The 21389-nt window shown below is 66.6% G+C and carries 20 protein-coding genes; 11 read left to right on the forward strand and 9 right to left on the reverse strand.

Annotated elements, in window-relative coordinates:
- Positions 1-360: 360 nt before the first annotated feature.
- A complete protein-coding gene (gene phaP, locus DID98_RS20385) occupies positions 361-942 on the reverse strand; it encodes a TIGR01841 family phasin (protein WP_124571312.1) in 582 nt (193 codons plus the stop codon).
- Between the two features lie 460 nt (positions 943-1402).
- Entirely contained in the window at positions 1403-2167 is a 765-nt protein-coding gene (locus tag DID98_RS20390; protein ID WP_044847448.1) for a ParA family protein, read from the reverse strand.
- 240 nt (positions 2168-2407) lie between these two features.
- Between DID98_RS20390 and DID98_RS20395 the strand changes: the two genes are divergently transcribed.
- The gene (locus tag DID98_RS20395) at positions 2408-2632 is read left to right on the forward strand and encodes a hypothetical protein (RefSeq protein WP_044847449.1); all 225 of its coding nucleotides are present in this window, start codon (positions 2408-2410) and stop codon (positions 2630-2632) included.
- Between the two features lie 459 nt (positions 2633-3091).
- Here DID98_RS20395 and DID98_RS20400 read toward each other — a convergent pair whose 3' ends face one another.
- Both DID98_RS20400 and DID98_RS20405 read right to left on the reverse strand, forming a co-directional pair.
- Positions 3092-3640 (reverse strand): single-stranded DNA-binding protein, encoded by a 549-nt coding sequence (locus DID98_RS20400; RefSeq protein ID WP_124486498.1) that lies wholly within the window; start codon positions 3638-3640, stop codon positions 3092-3094.
- A gap of 103 nt (positions 3641-3743) precedes the next feature.
- Positions 3744-4931: an MFS transporter gene (locus DID98_RS20405; protein WP_044847451.1), complete on the reverse strand. Its 1188-nt coding sequence runs from the start codon at positions 4929-4931 to the stop codon at positions 3744-3746.
- A 277-nt stretch (positions 4932-5208) separates the two neighbouring features.
- Here DID98_RS20405 and uvrA point away from each other — a divergent pair, with 277 nt between their 5' ends.
- A complete protein-coding gene (gene uvrA, locus DID98_RS20410) occupies positions 5209-8094 on the forward strand; it encodes an excinuclease ABC subunit UvrA (protein ID WP_044847452.1) in 2886 nt (961 codons plus the stop codon).
- Positions 8095-8349: 255 nt separating this feature from the next.
- A complete protein-coding gene (locus tag DID98_RS20415) occupies positions 8350-9432 on the forward strand; it encodes an AI-2E family transporter (RefSeq protein WP_185640882.1) in 1083 nt (360 codons plus the stop codon).
- Positions 9433-9568: 136 nt separating this feature from the next.
- Here DID98_RS20415 and purU read toward each other — a convergent pair whose 3' ends face one another.
- The 5 genes from purU to DID98_RS20440 all read right to left on the reverse strand — a co-directional run bounded on the left by purU (position 9569) and on the right by DID98_RS20440 (position 14731).
- Positions 9569-10453, reverse strand: a complete 885-nt coding sequence (gene purU, locus DID98_RS20420) for a formyltetrahydrofolate deformylase (protein WP_044847454.1) — start codon at positions 10451-10453, stop codon at positions 9569-9571.
- Between the two features lie 115 nt (positions 10454-10568).
- A complete protein-coding gene (locus DID98_RS20425) occupies positions 10569-11426 on the reverse strand; it encodes an NUDIX hydrolase family protein (RefSeq protein WP_124571313.1) in 858 nt (285 codons plus the stop codon).
- A gap of 5 nt (positions 11427-11431) precedes the next feature.
- Complete coding sequence (locus DID98_RS20430) at positions 11432-12046, reverse strand: LysE family translocator (RefSeq protein WP_124486501.1); 615 nt, start codon at positions 12044-12046, stop codon at positions 11432-11434.
- A gap of 33 nt (positions 12047-12079) precedes the next feature.
- Positions 12080-12646: an adenine phosphoribosyltransferase gene (locus DID98_RS20435; protein WP_011657958.1), complete on the reverse strand. Its 567-nt coding sequence runs from the start codon at positions 12644-12646 to the stop codon at positions 12080-12082.
- Between the two features lie 78 nt (positions 12647-12724).
- Positions 12725-14731 carry a monovalent cation:proton antiporter family protein gene (locus DID98_RS20440; RefSeq protein WP_044847457.1) on the reverse strand — a complete coding sequence of 669 codons (2007 nt, stop codon included), beginning with the start codon at positions 14729-14731 and terminating at the stop codon, positions 12725-12727.
- A 125-nt stretch (positions 14732-14856) separates the two neighbouring features.
- Between DID98_RS20440 and kdsD the strand changes: the two genes are divergently transcribed.
- From kdsD to DID98_RS20480, 8 genes are all read left to right on the forward strand, one after another.
- A complete protein-coding gene (kdsD, locus tag DID98_RS20445; RefSeq protein WP_124486503.1) occupies positions 14857-15840 on the forward strand; it encodes an arabinose 5-phosphate isomerase KdsD in 984 nt (327 codons plus the stop codon).
- The gene (locus DID98_RS20450) at positions 15840-16376 is read left to right on the forward strand and encodes an HAD family hydrolase (RefSeq protein WP_044847459.1); all 537 of its coding nucleotides are present in this window, start codon (positions 15840-15842) and stop codon (positions 16374-16376) included. The genes kdsD and DID98_RS20450 overlap by 1 nt, the downstream gene beginning before the upstream one ends.
- A 3-nt stretch (positions 16377-16379) precedes the next feature.
- Complete coding sequence (gene lptC / locus DID98_RS20455) at positions 16380-16994, forward strand: LPS export ABC transporter periplasmic protein LptC (protein WP_044847460.1); 615 nt, start codon at positions 16380-16382, stop codon at positions 16992-16994.
- A gap of 20 nt (positions 16995-17014) precedes the next feature.
- Positions 17015-17680 (forward strand): lipopolysaccharide transport periplasmic protein LptA, encoded by a 666-nt coding sequence (gene lptA, locus DID98_RS20460; protein ID WP_044847461.1) that lies wholly within the window; start codon positions 17015-17017, stop codon positions 17678-17680.
- On the forward strand, positions 17677-18453 hold the full coding sequence (lptB, locus tag DID98_RS20465) for an LPS export ABC transporter ATP-binding protein (RefSeq protein ID WP_124486505.1): 777 nt from the start codon (positions 17677-17679) through the stop codon (positions 18451-18453). Before lptA ends, lptB begins: the two co-directional genes overlap by 4 nt.
- 157 nt (positions 18454-18610) lie before the next feature.
- A complete protein-coding gene (locus tag DID98_RS20470) occupies positions 18611-20116 on the forward strand; it encodes an RNA polymerase factor sigma-54 (protein WP_044847463.1) in 1506 nt (501 codons plus the stop codon).
- A gap of 159 nt (positions 20117-20275) precedes the next feature.
- On the forward strand, positions 20276-20635 hold the full coding sequence (gene hpf / locus DID98_RS20475) for a ribosome hibernation-promoting factor, HPF/YfiA family (RefSeq protein WP_006477786.1): 360 nt from the start codon (positions 20276-20278) through the stop codon (positions 20633-20635).
- A gap of 169 nt (positions 20636-20804) precedes the next feature.
- Entirely contained in the window at positions 20805-21344 is a 540-nt protein-coding gene (locus DID98_RS20480) for a PTS sugar transporter subunit IIA (protein ID WP_044847464.1), read from the forward strand.
- Positions 21345-21389: the final 45 nt, after the last annotated feature.

Genomic DNA, 21389 nt, shown 5'->3' on the forward strand with positions numbered 1-21389 from the left:
GCCGCGATCTTCGCGAGCGAGCCGCCGAATTTGCCGACCGCGGTCCGCGCGGCCGATACGATCACTACGTCCGTCATGTTTTGTTCCTGCATCGAAATCAGTGGGTCGATCCGTGTTGCATGCTGTATCGCGTGCCGGGGCCGGGCGGCACGGCGGCCGACGTCGGCGCTTGAGCGCCATACGACCCGCGATGCGGCTCGGGGCTCGCGCTTTCATGCGCGCCGCCCATTCGCCCGCTCCAGCCGGGCCCGGACACGCTGCGGCGAGCCGGACGCCGCCGGCCACCACGCGGCACACGCGGCGGCCGGCGCCCGCCGGCGCCGTTCGATCAATGGTGTCGCGCCTGCGCGCGACGCCCGCTCATGCAGCCGATTCGCGCGAAGCGGCTTCCTTGCGTGCGGCAGCCGCCGTCTGCTTGGCACCGCGCGTCGCCGTTTCGCTAACTGCGTCGAAACCGCTTTGCGCGGCTTCGATTGCCTGACCCGTCGCTGCGCGCACGGAGTCTGCCGCGGCAGTCGCCGCGGACAGCGCCGAATTCAGCGCGGCGACCACCGCGCCCGAACCGGCCGGCGCATGCTTCGTCAGCTCGCCGACCACCTCCTTCACGCGCTTGTCGTTCTGCTCGTATTGCGCCTGCGCGACCTTCGCCCACTCCGCCTGCGTCGACACCGCGATGTCGAACAGATGGCGACCGTACGCGACGGCCTTGCCGGCCGCTTCCTGCGGTGCGGCGACTTGCTGCGCGAAGCCCGCAGCCGGGTTGCTCGCGTTGAACGCGTTCTTCAGCTTGTCCTCGTATTCGTCGAGCGCCGTCTTGGCCGCTTGCAGGTTGAGTTCGACGACGGCCTCGAAACCATTGATTGCCGGACGCGCAATCGCGAACCAGGCGGCAATTCCGGACTGATAATCGGCGGCGAATTTTTCGGGGGCAAATACGGACATCGGGCACGCTCCTGTTAGCAATGCGAGAGACGAACGAAAAAATGGAAGCCAGATCGAGGTCCGCTTCCTTATTCACAACCCGCAGGCACGATTGACTGCGGGGAGTTGAAGATTGCCATTCTAGATGGATTAATTGTCAATTAAATGGCATTAATAGTAGGTAAAAACCCTGATCGATCGGGATGATCTCCTCGCAATCTGCGCCCGCACACAATGGGGCCGCGTCGCAACGCCTTGTCCCGAAATGATTTTTACTTTTTTACGGCATGGCGCACCGCGACGTCCGTAACATTTACCCCGTCATTATTCCGGTTATTTGAAAAACAGGTGCGCATTGGAAAATAGGGCAGATTCCCCTGTAATCGTTTTTCCAGATTTATTTTGAAATCGTTACCGGGATTATTAATGACGAATTCAATGATCGTATATAAACCACCGGGCCGGGCCAGCGCCGACACTCTCACCCGACCAGTTCGCGATGCAGCGCGCGAAACTCCTGCGCGAGCTTGTGTGCCGGCTCGAGATGGATCACCGGCGTCGACTGCTGATGCGATTCGCGGATCTTCACCGATGCCGAGAGCCGCGACGCCAGCACCGGCAGCCCTTCCTCGACGAGTTCGTCGACCAGCCGCTGCGGCAGGCTCGCGCGCGGCTGGAACTGGTTGATGACGATCCCTTCGACCTCGAGCGCCGCGTTGTGGTCCTGCTGGATTTCCTTCACGTTCTCGAGCAGCGTGTACAGCGCGCGGCGCGAGAAGTCGTCGCAGTCGAACGGAATCAGGCAGCGCTCGACCGCGATCAGCGCCGAGCGCGTGTAGAAGTTCAGTGCGGGCGGCGTGTCGATGTAGACGGCATCGTAGGTGTCGAGCTCGTTGAGCGCGTCGCGCAGCTTGTAGATCTTGTAGCGCGACTCGAGCTTGCCGTGCAGCGTGTCGAGGTCCGGATGCGCGGGCATCACGTCGAGCCCGTCGAACGGCGTCGGATGGATGAACGATGCGACGTCGACCGGCCGGAAGTTGAAGGTCAGCGCGGTCTCGAAGAATTCGGCGACGCCGGGATGCGCGTCGGTCGCCCGGTCGCCGAGCAGGTAGTGCGTGGAATTCGCCTGCGCGTCGAGGTCGATGACGAGCGTGCGCAGCCCTTCGCTCGCGCTGATCGCCGCCAGGTTGCAGACGATCGTCGACTTGCCCACCCCGCCCTTCTGGTTGAATACGACCCGCCGCATTGTGTCTCCTTCGATCGAAACGTCGAAAAATCGAGCTTAGCCGTTCAATCGTGGCGGCCGCGTGACATCGATCAGATACACGAACCGCCCGGGAGATTTGCTGAGCGGCGCGACGAACGACTGGAAATCACGACGGAAGACGCGCGCACGAGGAACGGGCACAAGGGTTAATGTTGCGACGCAACATCCGAACTGTTAAACTAGGGAAAACCCGTAGTTCAAGCTTGCGAAGGAGCAGTCGTGTACCCCGTATTTTCGTTCCTGATGGATCTGCTGCCGGGCCGCAGCGCGGCTTCGTTTTCGCCGTCGGCAAAGGTAAACCGTGTCACGTTCACGGGTGCCGTGGACCGCAGCGATGGCGTGATCCTGTCGATCAACGGTAGCGACGCGCTGGTCCGCTGGCCGAAGGGTGGAAAATCCGTCGAGCGCGTCAGCAATCTGGTCGCGATCGTCACGGAAGCGTAAGCGGTTCTGTTCTGCGGCGGCCACGGCGCCGCTTTTGTCATGGTTCGCACCGTCCGAAGCAGGCGACTCGGGCGTGAATGCCACGGCCCCCATGTCGGGAATGCGCCGCTGCAGGGCTTCAGGAAACCTGCTCACCGGCGCGGTTGCGTCGGTTGAAGTTTGCGGTCGGCATGCTCGCCACGTAAGCACAACAGACGTCAGGGCCATCGCGCCCGCGACGACGAACGTCCGCTGACGGGGGAGTCCATTCTCAAGTCTCGCCCATCCGACGCGGCCGGCGCCAGCGGCTTCTCCCCGCCTTGCACGACGCCACCACGACGCTCCTCACGCCCGATCGGGCACGTTCCGCCCAAACCCCAAAAAACGCGTAAACGAAAAAAGGACCCGAAGATCCAGGCTGAACCAGTGATTCAGCGTGGAGATTCGGGCCCCTCTTTACATCGGGAACCGGCGTTCCGCTTAGAACGGAATATCGTCGTCCATCTCGTCGAAGCCGCCGCCTGCCGGCGCGCTCGGACGGCTCTGGCCGCCGCCTGCACCGCCGCGCGGCGCGCCGCCGGCACGACCGCCGCCGCCGCGTTCCATCTGTTCGCCGCCGCGGCCGCCGCCACCACCACCGTAGCCGCCGCCGTAACCGCCTTCGTCACCGCCGCCACCGCCGCCGCCCGAACCGCCGCGGCCGCCGAGCATCTGCATCTGGTCGGCGACGATTTCGGTCGAGTAGCGATCCTGGCCGTCCTGGCCCTGCCACTTGCGCGTGCGGATGCGGCCTTCGATATAGACCGACGAACCCTTCTTCAGGTACTCGCTGACGATTTCGGCGAGACGGCCGAAGAACGCGACGCGGTGCCACTCGGTCATTTCCTTGAAATCGCCGCTTGCCTTGTCCTTGTAGCGATCGGTCGTCGCGAGACGGATGTTCGCAACCGCGTCGCCGCTCGGCAGGTAACGGACTTCAGGATCGGCGCCGAGATTGCCGACGAGGATGACCTTGTTGACGGATGCCATGTGTTTCTCCAGTAAATTCGATGCCGGGCCGCCCGCGAATGTCGTCGGAGCGGCCCGCCGGGCAAGCCGGCGAGCGCCGCCGGTGCCTGCCCGAAAAGAAGGTTCAGGCCTTGCGCGGCGGCGCTTTCATGCTGGCCGCGATTATAAGCCACGCCGCCACGAGCCCCGAGCACGCGTAGAAGACGGTGTTCGCGCCGCCGTGCTTCAGCAGCCAGCCGCCCACGATGCCGCCGAGCGCGAGCCCGATCGATTGCGTGGTGTTGTAGACGCCCGTGGCCGCGCCCTTGCGCGAACCGGGCGCGAGCTTCGACACGAGCGACGGCTGCGACGCTTCCAGGATGTTGAAACCCAGGAAGTACACGAACAGGATCGCCGCCACAATCAGGATGGTATGCGGAGCGCTGCCGAGCAACAATTGGCCGATCAGGATAGCCAGAATGCCACCGAGCAGCACCGGCTTCATCTTGCCCCGTTTTTCCGCGACGATGATCGCCGGGACCATCATCACGAACGCGAGCCCCATCACCGGCAGGTAGACCTTCCAGTGCGCGGCGACCGGCAGCCCGCCGTCGACCAAGAGGCGCGGCACGACGAGGAACAGCGCCGTCTGCGTCGCGTGCAGCACGAGCACGCCGAAGTTCAGGCGCAGCAGCTCGCCGTTGTGCAGCACCTCGCCGAACGGCGCCGGCACGTGCACGGGCTTCGCCGCGTCGGGCACGATCCACACGACGACCCCGATCGCGAGGATCGACAGCACGCCGACGATCGCGAACAGCCCGCTCATCCCGACCCAGTGGAACACGATCGGCGCGCCGACGATCGCGACCGCGAACGACACGCCGATCGAGCCGCCGACCATCGCCATCGCCTTCGTGCGGTTCTGCTCGGAGGTCAGGTCGGCGATGAACGCGAGCACCGCGGACGACACGGCGCCCATCCCCTGGATCACGCGGCCGACGATGATCCACGTGATGTCGTGCGCGAACGCGGCGACAAAGCTGCCGAGCGCGAAGATCAGCAGGCCGGTGGCGATCACGGGCTTGCGGCCGAACTTGTCCGACGCCCACCCGTAGAAGATGTACAGCAGCGACTGCGTGACGCCGTACGCCCCGAGCGCGATGCCGACGAGCAGCACGTTGTCGCCGCCCGGGATGGTTTTCGCGTAGACCGAGAACACCGGCATGATCATGAACAGGCCGAGCATGCGCAGCGCGAAGATCGCCGCGAGCGACGTGGTCGCGCGCAGTTCGGGCGCACTCATGCGGGAAGACGTGGCGGACGGATTGGACATCGGGAATGAATTTCGAATGATCGGAATGTCCGCCCGGCGGCGGGCGGCGGAAGATCAGGGCCACCGGCCCGGCAGGCCTGGCTGGCGCTTTCCGGGGCCGCTTTCCGGGACGTCGGGCAGGCAGCCTGCGGGGCCGCCTCGCGCCGTGCGGCGCGGCCGCCTCCCCGGCGTGGACACCGCCTTGCTGCCAGCTGCTGCAAAGGCTGGGGGCCCCCAACGACGGCCTCGAAAAGCCGTTATAGTAGCAGGTTTGGTTCCCTCCATTTTCGCCAGGTTCATGGAACAGATCCGTATCCGTGGGGCACGCACCCACAACCTGAAAAACGTCAATCTCGACCTGCCGCGCCACAAGCTGATCGTGATTACCGGGTTGTCCGGGTCGGGCAAGTCGTCGCTCGCGTTCGACACCCTTTATGCCGAAGGCCAGCGCCGCTACGTCGAGAGCCTGTCCGCGTACGCCCGCCAGTTCCTGCAGCTGATGGAGAAACCCGACGTCGACCTGATCGAGGGCCTGTCGCCCGCGATCTCGATCGAGCAGAAGGCGACGTCCCACAACCCGCGTTCGACCGTCGGCACGGTCACCGAAATCCACGACTACCTGCGACTTTTGTTCGCACGGGTCGGCACGCCGTACTGCCCCGACCACGACATCCCGCTCGAGGCGCAGAGCGTGTCGCAGATGGTCGACGCGGCGCTCGCGCTGCCCGAGGAAACCAAGCTGATGATCCTCGCGCCGGTCGTCGCGAACCGCAAGGGCGAGCACGCCGAGCTGTTCGAGGACATGCAGGCGCAGGGCTTCGTGCGCTTTCGCGTGCGCTCGGGCGGCGGCACCGCGAACGAAGGCGTCGCGAAGATCTACGAGGTCGAGTCGCTGCCGAAGCTCAAGAAGAACGACAAGCACACGATCGACGTCGTCGTCGATCGTCTCAAGGTGCGGCCGGACATGAAGCAGCGCCTCGCGGAATCGTTCGAGACCGCGCTGCGCCTCGCCGACGGCCGCGCGATCGCGCTGGAGATGGATACCGACCACGAACACCTGTTCAGCTCGAAGTTCGCGTGCCCGATCTGCTCGTACTCACTGCAGGAACTCGAGCCGCGCCTGTTCTCGTTCAACAACCCGATGGGCGCGTGCCCGGAATGCGACGGCCTCGGCCAGATCACGTTCTTCGACCCGAAGCGGGTCGTCGCGCACCCGTCGCTGTCGCTCGCCGCGGGCGCCGTGAAGGGCTGGGATCGCCGCAACCAGTTCTACTTCCAGATGCTGCAGAGCCTCGCGGCGTTCTACGAATTCGACATCGACGCCGCGTTCGAGGACCTGCCGGAAAAGATCCGCAAGGTGCTGCTGTTCGGCTCGGGCAAGCAGACGATCCCGTTCTCGTACATCAACGAGCGCGGCCGCACGACGATCCGCGAGCACGTGTTCGAAGGGATCATCCCGAACCTCGAGCGCCGCTACCGCGAGACCGATTCGGTCGCGGTGCGCGAAGAGCTCGCGAAATACCAGAACAACCAGCCGTGCCCGTCGTGCGACGGCACGCGGCTGCGCCGCGAGGCGCGCCACGTGCGGGTCGGCACCGGCGACTACGCGCGCGGCATCTATGAAATCAGCGGCTGGCCGCTGCGCGACGCGCTCGGCTATTTCGACGGCCTGTCGCTTGACGGCGCGAAGCGCGAGATCGCCGACAAGGTGATCAAGGAAATCGTCGCGCGCCTGACCTTCCTGAACAACGTCGGCCTCGACTACCTGTCGCTCGAGCGCAGCGCTGAAACGCTGTCCGGCGGCGAGGCGCAGCGGATCCGGCTCGCGTCGCAGATCGGCTCGGGCCTGACCGGCGTGATGTACGTGCTCGACGAGCCGTCGATCGGCCTGCACCAGCGCGACAACGACCGCCTGATCGCGACGCTCAAGCACCTGCGCGACCTCGGCAACTCGGTGATCGTCGTCGAGCACGACGAGGACATGATCCGCACGGCCGACTACGTCGTCGACATGGGCCCGGGCGCCGGCGAGCACGGCGGCGTGATCGTGGCCGAAGGCACGCCGAAGCAGGTGCAGTCGAACCCGCAGTCGCTGACGGGCCAGTATCTGGTCGGCAAGCGCACGATCGAATACCCGGACGAGCGGCTCGCGCCCGACCCCGAGCGGATGCTGCGCATCGTCGACGCGCACGGCAACAACCTGAAGCACGTCGATCTCGAACTGCCGGTCGGCCTGCTGACCTGCATCACCGGCGTGTCGGGCTCCGGCAAGTCGACGCTGATCAACGACACGCTGTATCACGCGGTCGCGCGCCACCTGTACGGCTCGTCGGCCGAGCCGGCGCCGCACGAGGCGATCGAGGGCCTCGAGCACTTCGACAAGGTGATCAACGTCGACCAGTCGCCGATCGGCCGCACGCCGCGCTCGAACCCGGCCACCTACACGGGCCTGTTCACGCCGATCCGCGAGCTGTTCTCGGGCGTGCCGACCGCGAAGGAGCGCGGCTACGATCCGGGCCGCTTCTCGTTCAACGTGAAGGGCGGCCGCTGCGAGTCGTGCCAGGGCGACGGCGTGCTGAAGGTCGAGATGCACTTCCTGCCGGACGTCTACGTGCCGTGCGACGTGTGCCACGGCAAGCGCTACAACCGCGAAACGCTCGAAGTGCAGTACAAGGGCAAGAACATCAGCGAAGTGCTCGACATGACGGTCGAGCACGCGTACGAATTCTTCAGCGCGGTGCCGGTGATCGCCCGCAAGCTGAAGACGCTGCTCGACGTCGGCCTCGGCTACATCCGCCTCGGCCAGTCGGCCACGACGCTGTCGGGCGGCGAGGCGCAGCGCGTGAAGCTGTCGCTGGAGCTGTCGAAGCGCGACACGGGTCGCACGCTGTACATCCTCGACGAGCCGACCACCGGCCTGCACTTCCACGACATCGCGCTGCTGCTCGAGGTGATCCACCGGCTGCGCGACCAGGGCAACACGGTCGTGATCATCGAGCACAACCTCGACGTGATCAAGACGGCCGACTGGGTGATCGACCTCGGCCCCGAAGGCGGGGCCGGCGGCGGCCAGATCATCGCGCAGGGCACGCCCGAGCAGGTCGCGAAGACCAAGGCGAGCTTCACCGGCAAGTACCTCGCGCCGCTGCTCAAGCGTCCGGCCCGCAAGGCGGCGGCCGGCTGACACTTTCTGTTCCCGCGCGCGGCTGCCCGGCCGCGCGCGCCCGGCAGCGGGGCGGCGCCGACCTCCTCGTTTTCCCTTCTGCGGTTTTCCCCTCTGCGTTTACACCACGAGCCAAACAGCCCCGTGGCGGACCATAATGGCAGCTATACTTTACGGTCGTAAGGTTCGCCATCCGCACCAATCCGGTGCGGCGCCGGGCGATCGCCGCCGTGTCGCCCACCGCGCGGCACGGCACACGAACGACAGGAATCCATGATGGAGAAGCAACAAGAGTCGCGCGACGCGCAGAACCGCGAGCCGCACCTGCGCAGCGTGCGGCTGACGAGCGACTTCAGCCTGCCGAAGCTGTCGGCGATCGAGATCGGCAGCTACCTGTTCGCCCTCGTCGCGATGGTGCTCGTCATCGAACTCAAGCTGCTGGGCGGGCTGCTGGCCGGCATGCTGGTCTATCAGCTGATCCACACGATCGCCCCGGTGATCGAACGCCACACCACGAGCATGCGCGCGCGCTGGGTCGCCGTCGTGCTGCTGTCGATCGCGATCGTCGGCGGGCTCACGGGCCTGACGATCGGCATCATCGAGCACTTCGAGCACACGGTGCCGAACCTGCAGAGCCTTCTTGGCCAGCTGATGCAGATCGTCGAGCAGACGCGCGCCCGCACGCCGGCCTGGATCGCGAACCTGCTGCCGGTCGACGTCGAACAGATGAAGACCAAGGCGGCGCTGCTGATGCACTCGCACATGGACCAGCTCCAGCAAGGCGGCAAGAGCGTCGCGCGCGGCTTCGGCCACGTGGTGTTCGGGATGATCATCGGCGCGATGATCGCGATCGGCGTCGAGCACGGCAAGGTGCGTCGGCCGCTGTCGACCGCGCTCGTCACGCGCGTGTCGCGCTTCGCCGAATCGTTCCGCCGGATCGTGTTCGCGCAGATCAAGATCTCGGCGATCAACGCGACCTTTACCGGCATCTACCTGCTCGTCGCGCTGCCGATCTTCCACCAGCGGCTGCCGCTGTCGAAAACACTGGTGCTCGTCACGTTCATCGTCGGCCTGCTGCCGGTGATCGGCAACCTGATCTCGAACACGCTGATCGTCGCGGTGTCGCTGTCGGTCAGCATGGGCACCGCGATCGCGTCGCTCGCGTTCCTCGTCGTGATCCACAAGCTCGAATACTTCCTGAACGCAAAGATCATCGGCGGCCAGATCGAGTCGCGCGCGTGGGAGCTGCTGCTCGCGATGCTGATCATGGAAGCCGCGTTCGGGCTGCCGGGCGTGATCGCCGCGCCGATCTTCTATGCGTACATGAAGCGCGAGCTATACATGCTGCGGCTGATCTGACGCGCCGTACCCGACGCAACCCGATCCCCGCGCATCACGCGAAAAAAACGCCGCGCCCCGTCAAGGGCGCGGCGTTCTTGTTTGCGGCAACCGACGGCCTGCGCAGGCCGGCCGGCGCGCATCACCGATCAGCCGATCAGCGGAACACGACGGTCTTCGTCCCGTTCAGCACGATCCGGTGCTCGACGTGCCACTTCACCGCACGCGCGAGCGTCACGCACTCGACGTCGCGGCCGATCGCGGTGAGCTGGTCGGGCGTCATGCTGTGGTCGACGCGCTCGACTTCCTGCTCGATGATCGGGCCTTCGTCGAGGTCGGTCGTCACGTAGTGCGCGGTCGCGCCGATCAGCTTCACGCCGCGGTCGAACGCCTGGTAGTACGGCTTCGCGCCCTTGAAGCTCGGCAGGAACGAATGGTGGATGTTGATCGCGCGGCCGGCGAGCTGCTGGCACATGTTCGGCGACAGGATCTGCATGTAGCGCGCGAGCACGACGAGATCGGCCTGGTGTTCGTCGATCACTTCCAGCACCCGCGCTTCCTGCGCGGCCTTCGCCGCATCGGACGAACCGCCGACGAGCGGGAAATGATGGAACGGGATGTTGTAGCTGGCGGCGAGCTGGTAGAACTCCTTGTGGTTCGACACGATCGCCGGAATCTCGATCGGCAGCTGGCCGGTGCGGTAGCGGAACAGCAGGTCGTTCAGGCAGTGGCCGATCTTCGACACCATGATCACGACGCGCGGCTTCACGGCCGCGTCGTGCATTTCCCAGCGCATCCCGAACTGCTCGGCGAGCGGCGCGAATTCCTCGCGCAGCGTGTCGAGCGCCGACGCGGCATCCGCGCCGTCGCCGTCCTGCACGAAGTGCACGCGCATGAAGAACTCGCCGGTGCGGCTGTCGCCGAACTGCGCCGAATCGAGGATGTTGTTGGCGCGCTCGAACAGGAAGCCCGAGACCGCGTGGACGATGCCATGCCGGTCGGGGCACGACAGTTTCAAGATAAAGCTGTGATCGGTCGACATGACCGCTACTCCCTTCGTTTCGGTATTCGTCAAATAGGCCGTTCGTCCGGCCTCACCCTGGGGCCCAAGCCCGGGCAGGCAGGCGGCGCCTTCAGGTGGCTCGCCAGGTGGCGCGTCAGGCGGCCGGCGCGAACAGCGCGTCGATGCCCGCGGCGTCCGCCGCCGATAGCCAGCGGTGGCGCAGCAGCGTGTCGAGCATCGCGAGGCTCGCATCCATCGTCGCGCGGCCTTCGCGCAGCCAGCCGATCACCTCGGGCACGCCGGCCAGCAGGTGCTCGGCCACTTCGCCGTCCTGGTTGTGCGGCGCGAAGTCGCGCGGCAGCGGCAGGTCGTACACGAAGATCAGTTCGGACTGCGTGCCTTCCGGCAGCGAACACAGTACCTGCACCGCGCGGCCCGCGATCGCGCGTGCCGCCAGTTCGGCCGGCATGCCGGCCTCTTCCCAGCATTCCTTCGTGAGCGTCTCGTGAACGCCCAGGCCCCAGCCGATGCCGCCCGCGACGACGTTGTCGAGCATGCCGGGGTCGGTGGCCTTGGTCGCGCTGCGGCGGCCGAGCCACATCTGCGGCGCGGCGGACGAACCCGGCGCAGCCGCATATTCTACGATGCCGTTCAGGTGCACCGCATAAGTCTGCGTGCCGAAGAAGCGCGACGCGGCGCGCTCGATGTACGCGAGCGGCGGATCGTCGAAGCGGTTGCGGATCGCATAGATCTCGTCGCGCCAGCCGGGAATCGCGCCTTCGGCCGCCAGCGCGCCGATCGCGCTCGCGAGCGCCATGCTGCGCGCGTCGACCGTGTCATAGCGCGCCGACAGCACGACGCGCGCGTCCGTCAGCTCGAACACGTCGGGCCAGCGCGCGAGCTTCGCGATGTCCTGGCGGCGCACCCAGCCCACGGCCACGCCGGCGATCTCGAAACGCAGGTGCGCGGCCGGATCGAAGCGGCGCGCGGCCGCAATGCACGGAAACGTCATCGGGCTCAGTCCTTCAGCGCGACGCGGATGCCGATCGCGATGAAGGTCGCGCCGGCGATCCGGTCGAGCCACACACCGGCCTTCGGGCGGCGCTTCAGCCATGTGCCGATCGCGCCCGCGCCGACGCCGAACAGCGAGAAGATCGCAGCCGTCTGCAGCATGAACAGCGCGCCGAGCTCGAACATCTGCAGCGTCACGCCCTGCACGCCGTGCGGATCGACGAACTGCGGCAGGAACACGACGAAGAACAACGTGACCTTCGGGTTCATCAGGTTGCCTATCACGCTCTGCCGGAAGATCGCGCCAAGCGGCTGCGGCGGGCGCGCGTGCGCGTTCGCGAGGCCCTGGCTGCGCAGCGCCTTGATGCCGATCCACACGAGGTACGCGGCGCCCGCGAGCTTCAGCGTCTGGAACGCGACCGGCGACGAGCGCAGCACCGCCGCGACGCCGAGCGCCGCGAGCGTCGTATGGAACAGGATTCCGGCCGTGAAGCCGAGCGCGGCGACGAAGCCGGCCGCGCGGCCCTGCGAGATGCCGCGCGCGAGCACCTGCAGGTTGTCGGGACCCGGTGCGAACGTGATCGCAATCGACGTGGCGAGAAACAGCATGAAGTTGGGCATCGTGACCTCGCGGCGTGGGCCGGCTCCAGTGGTTCAGTGGCCGGCGAATTCGGTGACGGTATAGACGGGCAGCCCCGCGTTGCGCAGCAGCGTCGAGCCGCCGAGATCGGGCAGGTCGATGATCGCCGCGCCTTCGACGACGACCGCGCCGAGCCGCTGCAGCAGGTTGCGCCCCGCCATCATCGTGCCGCCGGTCGCGATCAGGTCGTCCATGATGATCACGCGGTCGCCGGGGCGGCACGCGTCTTCATGGATCTCGACGGTCGCGCTGCCGTATTCGAGGTCGTACGATTCCGAGCGCGTCTTGTACGGCAGCTTGCCGACCTTGCGGATCGGCACGAAGCCGACGCTCAGCTCGTACGCGACGATCGGCGCGATGATGAAGCCGCGCGCGTCGAGCCCCGCGACGTAGTCGAGCTTCGCATCGACGTAGCGTTCGACGAACAGGTCGACGAGGATGCGCAGCGCCTTCGGGCTCTGCAGCAGCGTCGTGATGTCGCGGAACTGCACGCCCGGCTGCGGCCAGTCGGGCACGGTGCGGATCTGGCTGTGGATGAAGGCGACCGGATCGAGCGGTGCGCCCGGCGACGAATGCGGCATGAAACTCTCCGAAAAAAACGGTGCGCGAAGATCGGGCACCGTTTCGAATAAATACGGGTCAGGTTATCGAAGCACGACTCAGGCGAGCGCGGCCGGCGGCTCGCGCCGATGCCGCGACAGCCGTTCCTCCGCGAGCGCGAGCGCTTCGGGCAGCCCGCGCAGCACGACGATGTCGCTCGCGCGCAGCTTGGTCTGCGGGTCGGGTTCGACGCCGCGGATGCCGTGCCGGCGGATCGCCGTGACTTCCAGCCCGAGCGCATACAGCCCGAGTTCCTCCAGCGAGCGCCCGACCGCATCCGCGCGCGCGTCGACCGGCACCGATTGTAGCCGCACCTGCTCGTGATCGTCGTCGTCCGTGTCGTCGGCGCCGCGGAAATAGCCGCGCAGCAGGCTGTAGCGCTCGTCGCGCATCTCCTCGACGCGCCGCACGACCTTGCGCATCGGCACGCCGACCAGCACCAGCGTGTGCGACGCGAGCATCAGGCTGCCCTCGACGATCTCCGGAATCACCTCGGTCGCGCCCGCCGCGAGCAGCTTCTCGAGATCGGCATCGTCGACCGTGCGCACGATCGCCGGCAGCGTCGGCTCCAGCTCGTGCACGTGGTGCAGCACGCGCAGCGCCGACGGCGTGTTCGCATACGTGATCGCGACGGCCGCCGCGCGATGGATACCGGCCGCGAGCAGCGACTCGCGGCGCGCCGCGTCGCCGAACACGACCGATTCGCCGGCCGTCGCGGCCGCGCTCACGCGATCGGGGTCGAGGTCGAGCGCGACGTACGAAATGCCTTCCTGCTCGAGCATGCGCGCGAGGTTCTGCCCCGCGCGGCCGTAGCCGCAGATGATCACGTGGCCGCGCTGCTTGAGGCTTTGCGTCGCGATCCGCGTCATCTGCAGCGACTGCTGCATCCATTCCGTCGACGACAGCCGCATCACGATCCGGTCGGCGTTCTGGATCAGGAACGGCGCGGCGAGCATCGACAGCAGCATCGACGCGAGGATCGCCTGCAGCAGCGTCGAATCGACGAGATGCCGGTCGAGGATCAGGTTCAGCAGCACGAAGCCGAATTCGCCGGCCTGCGCGAGGCCGATGCCGGTGCGCATCGCGACGCCCGGCGTCGCGCCGAACAGCCGCGCGAGCCCGGCGATCATCGTCCCCTTGAACAGGATCTGCCCGACGAAGAAGCCGAGCACCAGCAACGGATGCTCCCAGATCACGCGCGGATCGAGCAGCATCCCGGTCGTCACGAAGAACAGGCCGAGCAGCACGTCGCGGAACGGCTTGATGTCCTCTTCCACCTGATGGCGGAACGGCGTCTCGGAGATCAGCATCCCCGCGATGAACGCGCCGAGCGCGAGCGACAGGCCGAAGCGGTCGGTGATGAACGCGGCGCCGAGCGTGACGAGCAGCAGGTTCAGCACGAACAGTTCCTGCGAGCGGCGCCGCGCGACGACGTTGAGCCAGCGCGTCATGAAACGCTGGCCGACGATCAGCAGCAGCGCGAGCGCGATCACGATCTTGACGGCCGCGAACCCGAGCGTGAGCGCGAGATCCTTCGACGACTCGGCGCCGAACGCGGCGATCACGATCAGCAGCGGCACCACCGCGAGATCCTGGAACAGCAGCACGCCGAAGATGTTGCGGCCGTGCGCGGTCTCGATCTCGAGCCGCTCGGCGAGCATCTTCGACACGATCGCCGTCGACGACATCGCGAGCGCGCCGCCGAGCGCGACGCTGCCCTGCCACGTGATGTGCACCCAGCGCTCGAACAACGCGCCGAGCACGACCGCGAGCGCGAGGGTCGCGACCACCTGCAGCAGCCCGAGCCCGAACACGAGCCGCTGCATCGCCCGCAGCTTCGCGAGCGAGAATTCGAGGCCGATCGAGAACATCAGGAACACCACGCCGAATTCCGCGAGATGCTCGGCCCGTTCGAGGTCCGCGGCGATGCCGAACGCGTGCGGGCCGACCAGGATGCCGACGGTCAGGTAGCCGAGCATCGGCGGCAGGTTCAGCGAGCGAAATACGACGACGCCCACTACCGAGGCCAGCAGCAGCAGCAGGGTCATTTCGAGCGGGGAAATCACGGGCGAAGCGTCCTCGTTCGTCGGGGCCACGGCAAGGCGGGCGCGGGTGGTGGCGGTAGGCAAGCGGCATCGGACGAGTCCGAAGGCGCGGCGCGGCGAACAAACGCCTTTGCTATACTCCGCGCATGATAGCGAAAATCAATGATGATCGGGCGCTCGCGCTCGCCCGCGACGTGCTCGACATCGAGGCGGACGCCGTGCGCGCGCTGCGCGACCAGCTCGACGGCGACTTCGTCCAGGCCGTCGCGCTGCTGCTCGGCTGCCGCGGCCGCGTCGTGGTATCCGGCATCGGCAAATCGGGGCATATCGCCCGCAAGATCGCGGCCACGCTCGCCAGCACCGGCACGCCGGCCTTCTTCGTCCACCCGGCCGAGGCCAGCCACGGCGACCTCGGCATGGTCACGTCGGACGACGTCTTCATCGGCATCTCCTATTCCGGCGAATCGGAAGAACTCGTCGCGATCCTGCCGCTCGTGAAGCGGATCGGCGCGAAGCTGATCGCGATCACGGGTCGTGCGGAATCGAGCCTCGGCACGCTCGCCGACGTGAACCTGAACGCCGCGGTGTCGAAGGAAGCCTGCCCGCTGAACCTCGCCCCCACCGCGAGCACGACTGCCGCGCTCGCGCTCGGCGACGCGCTCGCCGTCGCGGTGCTCGACGCGCGCGGCTTCGGTTCCGAGGATTTCGCGCGCTCGCATCCGGGCGGCGCGCTCGGCCGGCGCCTGCTCACCCACGTGCGCGACGTGATGCGCTCGGGCGACGACGTGCCGCGCGTCGGGCTCGACGCGACGCTGTCGGACGCCCTGTTCCAGATCACCGCGAAGCGGCTGGGCATGACCGCCGTGGTCGGGCCCGACGGCCGCGTGGCCGGCATCTTCACCGACGGCGACCTGCGCCGTGTGCTCGCGCGCGACGGCGATTTCCGCACGCTGCCGATCGTCGACGTGATGACGCGCGAGCCGCGCACGATCGGCCCCGACCATCTCGCGGTCGAGGCCGTGGAACTGATGGAGCGCCACCGGATCAACCAGATGCTGGTGGTCGATGCCGACGGCGCGCTGATCGGCGCGCTGAACATGCACGACCTGTTTTCGAAGAAGGTGATCTGATGAGCGCAGCGCTGACTGCGGCCGAACGCGCGAGCCGCGTGAAGCTGATGATTTTCGACGTCGACGGCGTGCTGACCGACGGCGGGCTGCTGTTTACCGCGGCCGGCGACGCGATGAAGTCGTTCAATTCGCTCGACGGCCACGGCGTGAAGCTGCTCGGCGAGGCCGGCATCGCGACCGCGATCATCACCGGCCGCCGCTCGGAAATCGTCGCGGCGCGCGCGAAGGAAATGAAGATCGCGCACCTGTTCCAGGGCGTCGAGAACAAGCTCGCCGTGTTCGCCGACCTGATCGCATCGCTCGGCATCACCGCCGACGCCTGCGGCTACATGGGCGACGACTGGCCCGACCTGCCGGTGATGCTGCGCTGCGGCTTCGCGACGGCACCGGCCAACGCGCACCCCGAGGTGATCGCGCGTGCGCACTGGGTGGCCGAGGCCCGCGGGGGCCACGGCGCGGTGCGCGAGGTCTGCGACGCGATCCTGCGCGCGCAGCGCCGCTACGACGCGCTGCTTGCGGCTGCCTGTGGAGCCTGACGGATGAACACGCATTTCCGCTGGACCCAGCTGCTGCCGCTCGTCGCGGTCGCCGCGCTCGCGGGCATCACGTGGTGGCTGCTGCAGGCGACGCTGCCGCCGCCCGGCGAGGGTGCCGTGCGGCCGAAGCGCCACACGCCCGATTATTTCGCGGACAACTTTTCCGTCACCGAGCTCGACCAGTCCGGCTCGACGCAATACCGGCTGACGGCCGCGAAGCTGATCCATTACGAAGACACCGACAACAGCGACCTGACCGATCCGGCCATGCGCGCGTTCCAGCCCGGCAAGCCGGTCGTGACGACCACCGCGAAGCGCGGCACCGTCAACGGCGACGTGTCGATCGTCGACTTGTACGACGATGCGCGCATCCTGCGCGTGGCCGGCGGCGGCGATCCGCAGATGCAGGCCGATTCCCAGCATTTCCGGATCTTCGTCAATGACGATGTGATCCAGACCGAAAAGCCGGTTAAACTTCAGCGCGGCCTGTCGCTCGTCAACGCGACCGACGGCATGAAGTACAACAACGTCACCCGGGTCATCGAGCTTTACGGCAACGTGCGCGGCACGATCGCCGCGGCGGACACGTCCGGCGGCTCGAAAGGTCAATCCAGGTGACGCATCCCTCACGTGACTGCATGAACGAACCGTTCCCTCGACAGAATTCCGGCGGCGCTGCGCGCGCCGTCCGCGCCGCGCTCGCCGCGACGCTCGTGGCGCTCCCGCTCGTCGGGCTGGCGCCGCTCGCCCATGCCGAGAAGGCCGACCAGAACAAGCCGATCAACGTCGAGGCGGACAACCTGACCTATGACGACCTGAAGCAGGTGACGGTCGCGACCGGCAACGTCGTGATCACGAAGGGCACGATCATCATCAAGGGCGACCGCGTCGAAGTGCGCCAGGATCCGGAAGGCTATCAGTACGCGACGTCGTTCGGCAGCGGCAAGAAGCACGCGACGTTCCGCCAGAAGCGCGAAGGCCTCGACGAATACATCGACGGCGACGCCGAGCGCATCGACTACGACGGCAAGCAGGACCTGACGACGCTGACGACCGCCGCGACCGTGCGCCGCCTGCAGGGCACGTCGACGATCGCCGACACCGTGCACGGCAGCGTGATCACGTACGACGGCCAGCGCGACTTCTACACCGCGAAGGGCGGCAAGGACGTCGCGGCGCCGGGCAACCCGAACGGCCGCGTGCGCGCGATGCTGTCGCCGAAGAACGGCGGCCCCGGGCAGCTGAACGGCGCGCCGGCGAAGCTGTCGCCGTCGACCACGATCCAGGGAGCGCCGGCCCAATGAACGCGCTTCCGAACCGCCAGCCGGCCGGCACGACGAGCTCGCTCGTCGTGCGCAACCTGAAGAAACGCTACGGCTCGCGCACCGTCGTCAAGGACGTGTCGCTCGACGTGAAGAGCGGCGAGGTCGTCGGCCTGCTCGGCCCGAACGGCGCCGGCAAGACGACGTCGTTCTACATGATCGTCGGCCTCGTGCCGACGGATGCGGGCGAAATCTCGCTGAACGGCAGCTCGATCGGCCTGCTGCCGATCCACAAGCGCGCGTCGCTCGGCCTGTCGTACCTGCCGCAGGAAGCGTCGGTGTTCCGCAAGCTGACCGTCGAGGAAAACATCCGCGCGGTGCTCGAGCTGCAGCACGGCGAAGACGGCAAGCGGCTGTCGAAGGACGCGATCGCGTCGCGCACCGAGGCGCTGCTCGACGAATTGCAGATCGGCCACCTGCGCGAGAACCCGGCGCTGTCGCTGTCGGGCGGCGAACGCCGTCGCGTCGAGATCGCGCGCGCGCTCGCGACCAATCCGAACTTCATCCTGCTCGACGAGCCGTTCGCCGGCGTCGACCCGATCGCGGTGCTCGAGATCCAGAAGATCGTCAAGTTCCTGAAGCAGCGCAACATCGGCGTGTTGATTACCGATCACAACGTCCGCGAAACGCTCGGCATCTGCGACCACGCTTACATCATCAGCGACGGTTCGGTGCTCGCCGCCGGCGCGCCGAGCGAAATCATCGAAAACGAAAGCGTGCGCCGCGTGTACCTCGGCGAACACTTCCGCATGTAAATCCCCCGTGGCTGGCCGCCCCCGCCCGGCATCGCCGCGCGGGGCGCGCCCGCGTGTCCTGCGGCCCTGCCGCGGCCGGGCGCCGCGCCGCGCGTAATCGCGGATGGCTCAAGGCGCCTGGGTCGTGGCAAACTGCCGGTATGACTCCCTCTCTGCCATGAAAGCCAGCCTTCAACTCCGCCTGTCGCAACACCTGGCGCTGACACCGCAACTGCAGCAGTCGATCCGGCTCCTGCAGCTGTCGACGCTCGAACTGCAGCAGGAAGTCGCGATGGCCGTCGCGCAGAATCCGCTGCTCGAGAACGACGACGAATGGATCGCGAGCCCGCTGCGCGTCGCGGCGGACGGATCGCTGATCGCGCAGACGCCGCCCGGACAGAACACCGAACCGGGCATCACGAACGGCAGCAGCCAGTCGAGCGAACGCGCCGAGCGCGACGAGCCGGCCGGCGCCGACGAATACGACGGATACGCATCGGGCGACGCCGGCGACGGCCCGCAGTGGAATCTCGACGAGTTCGGCCGCTCGAGCGGCGCCTCGGACGATGACGATCTCCCGCCCCTGCAGGTGCAGGAAGCCGCGACGTCGCTGCGCGACCACCTGTCCGCGCAATTGCGCGTCACGCAGGCCGGGCCGCGCGACCGCGCGCTCGTGATGTTCCTGATCGAATCGCTCGACGACGACGGCTACCTGACCGCCACGCTCGACGAAGTGCTCGCCGACCTGCCGCCCGAACTGGAAATCGACTGCGACGAACTGAATGCGGCGCTCGCGCTGCTGCACAGTTTCGATCCGGCCGGGGTCGGGGCCCGCTCGGCGTCCGAATGCCTGAAGCTGCAGTTGCTGCGCCTCGATCCGTCCCCCACCCGCACGCTCGCGCTGGAGATCGTGTCGCAGCACCTCGAACTGCTCGCCGCGCGCGACTTCACGCGGCTGCGCAAGCAGCTGAAGGCGAGCGACGACGCGCTGCGCGACGCGCACGCGCTGATCCGCTCGCTGGAGCCGTTCCCCGGCGCTGCCTACGGCAAGGCCGAGGCCGACTACGTCGTGCCCGACATCATCGTGAAGAAGGCCGGCCAGGGCTGGCTCGCGGAACTCAATCCGGAAGTGATGCCGCGCCTGCGGATCAACAACCTGTACGCGAACATCCTGCGCAACAGCCGCGGCGACCCGTCGGCCGGATCGTTGAAACAACAGCTCCAGGAAGCACGCTGGCTGATCAAGAACATCCAGCAGCGATTCGACACGATCCTGCGTGTCGCGCAGGCTATTGTCGAACGTCAGAAGAACTTCTTTGCGCATGGCGAAATTGCCATGCGCCCCTTGGTTTTGCGGGAAATAGCTGATACGCTGGGCCTACACGAGTCGACTGTCAGCCGTGTGACAACCGGGAAGTACATGCTGACCCCGTTCGGGACGCTGGAATTTAAGTACTTCTTCGGATCACACGTTTCGACCGACACCGGAGGCGCCGCATCGTCGACCGCCATCCGAGCCCTGATCAAGCAACTGATAGGAGCTGAAGACCCAAAATCGCCACTTTCGGACAGCCGCATTGCCGAGCTGCTGGCAGAACAGGGATTCGTGGTTGCGCGCCGCACGGTTGCCAAGTACCGCGAAGCCCTCAAGATCCCGGCAGTGAATCTGCGCAAGTCTCTTTAAGCCTGCTGCCTGCCCGGCGGCAGGCGTGTTCCGGCCACCGCGCACTCGGGGAACAGGCCGGGCGACTTGTCCGCGAATTTGCCGCGCCATGCGGCAGGGGCAAGTCGACCGGAGCGCCGCCTCGATGCGGCCGGGTGGTCACTCGCTTGGAGAAGCACTATGAACCTGAAGATCAGTGGACATCATCTCGAAGTCACGCCTGCAATTCGCGAATACGTGATCACCAAGCTGGACCGGGTGCTACGGCATAGCGATCAGGTGATCGATGGCACTGTGATCCTCTCGGTCGACAATCACAAGGAAAAGGACAAGCAGCAGCGCGCGGAAATCAACCTGCATCTGAAGGGCAAGGACATCTTCGTCGAAAGCGCAAACGGCAACCTGTACGCTGCGATCGATCTGCTGATCGACAAGCTGGATCGCCAGGTCGTCAAGCACATGGAGCGTCTGCAGACCCATGCGCACGACCCGATCAAGCTGCAGCCGTCGATCGACCAGATCGAACTGCCGCCGCAATAACGTTCACCGCAACACACACGCCGCCCGGTTCGCCGGGCGTTTTTTTTGCGTCCACGCGGCAGTGGTGCGACCGGTCCGTCCATGCCGCGCCACGCACGCGGCTGTGCTCTATAATGTTCCGGTTATCGCCGGGGGGCGTTGGGTGCGGTAGCTGTCGTGCAGGTTTCCGATGCCGAACGCCTTGATATCGCCGAACATGGAAAATCAGTCTGCCGCCGCAAGGAGACCCCAGGCCGCCCAATCGCCTGCCAACATGAATCGCCTAGCCAAAATCCTGCCCATAGAGAACGTCGTCATCGACCTCTCCGTCACCAGCAAGAAACGCGTCTTCGAACAAGCCGGGCTGATGTTCGAGAATCAGAACGGCATCGCCCGCAGCACCGTCACGGACAACCTGTTCGCGCGCGAGCGCCTCGGCTCGACCGGGCTCGGCGAAGGCGTCGCGATTCCGCACGGGCGCATCAAGGGGCTCAAGCATCCGCTCGCCGCCTTCGTGCGGCTCGCCGACGCGATCCCGTTCGAAGCGCCCGACGGCCAGCCGGTCGGTCTCCTGATTTTCCTGCTCGTCCCCGAGCAAGCCACCCAGCAGCACCTCGAGATCCTGTCGGAAATCGCGCAACTGCTGTCCGATCGCGACGCGCGAGAGCGTCTGCACAACGAAACGGATCTCGCCGAGTTGCATCGCCTGCTCACTCAGTGGCAACCTTGAGTTGATCCGGGCGGATTATTTTCCCGAACGAGGCGGCACACGCCG

It is taken from the genome of Burkholderia sp. Bp8984, from assembly GCF_003853755.1.
Lineage (GTDB): Bacteria > Pseudomonadota > Gammaproteobacteria > Burkholderiales > Burkholderiaceae > Burkholderia.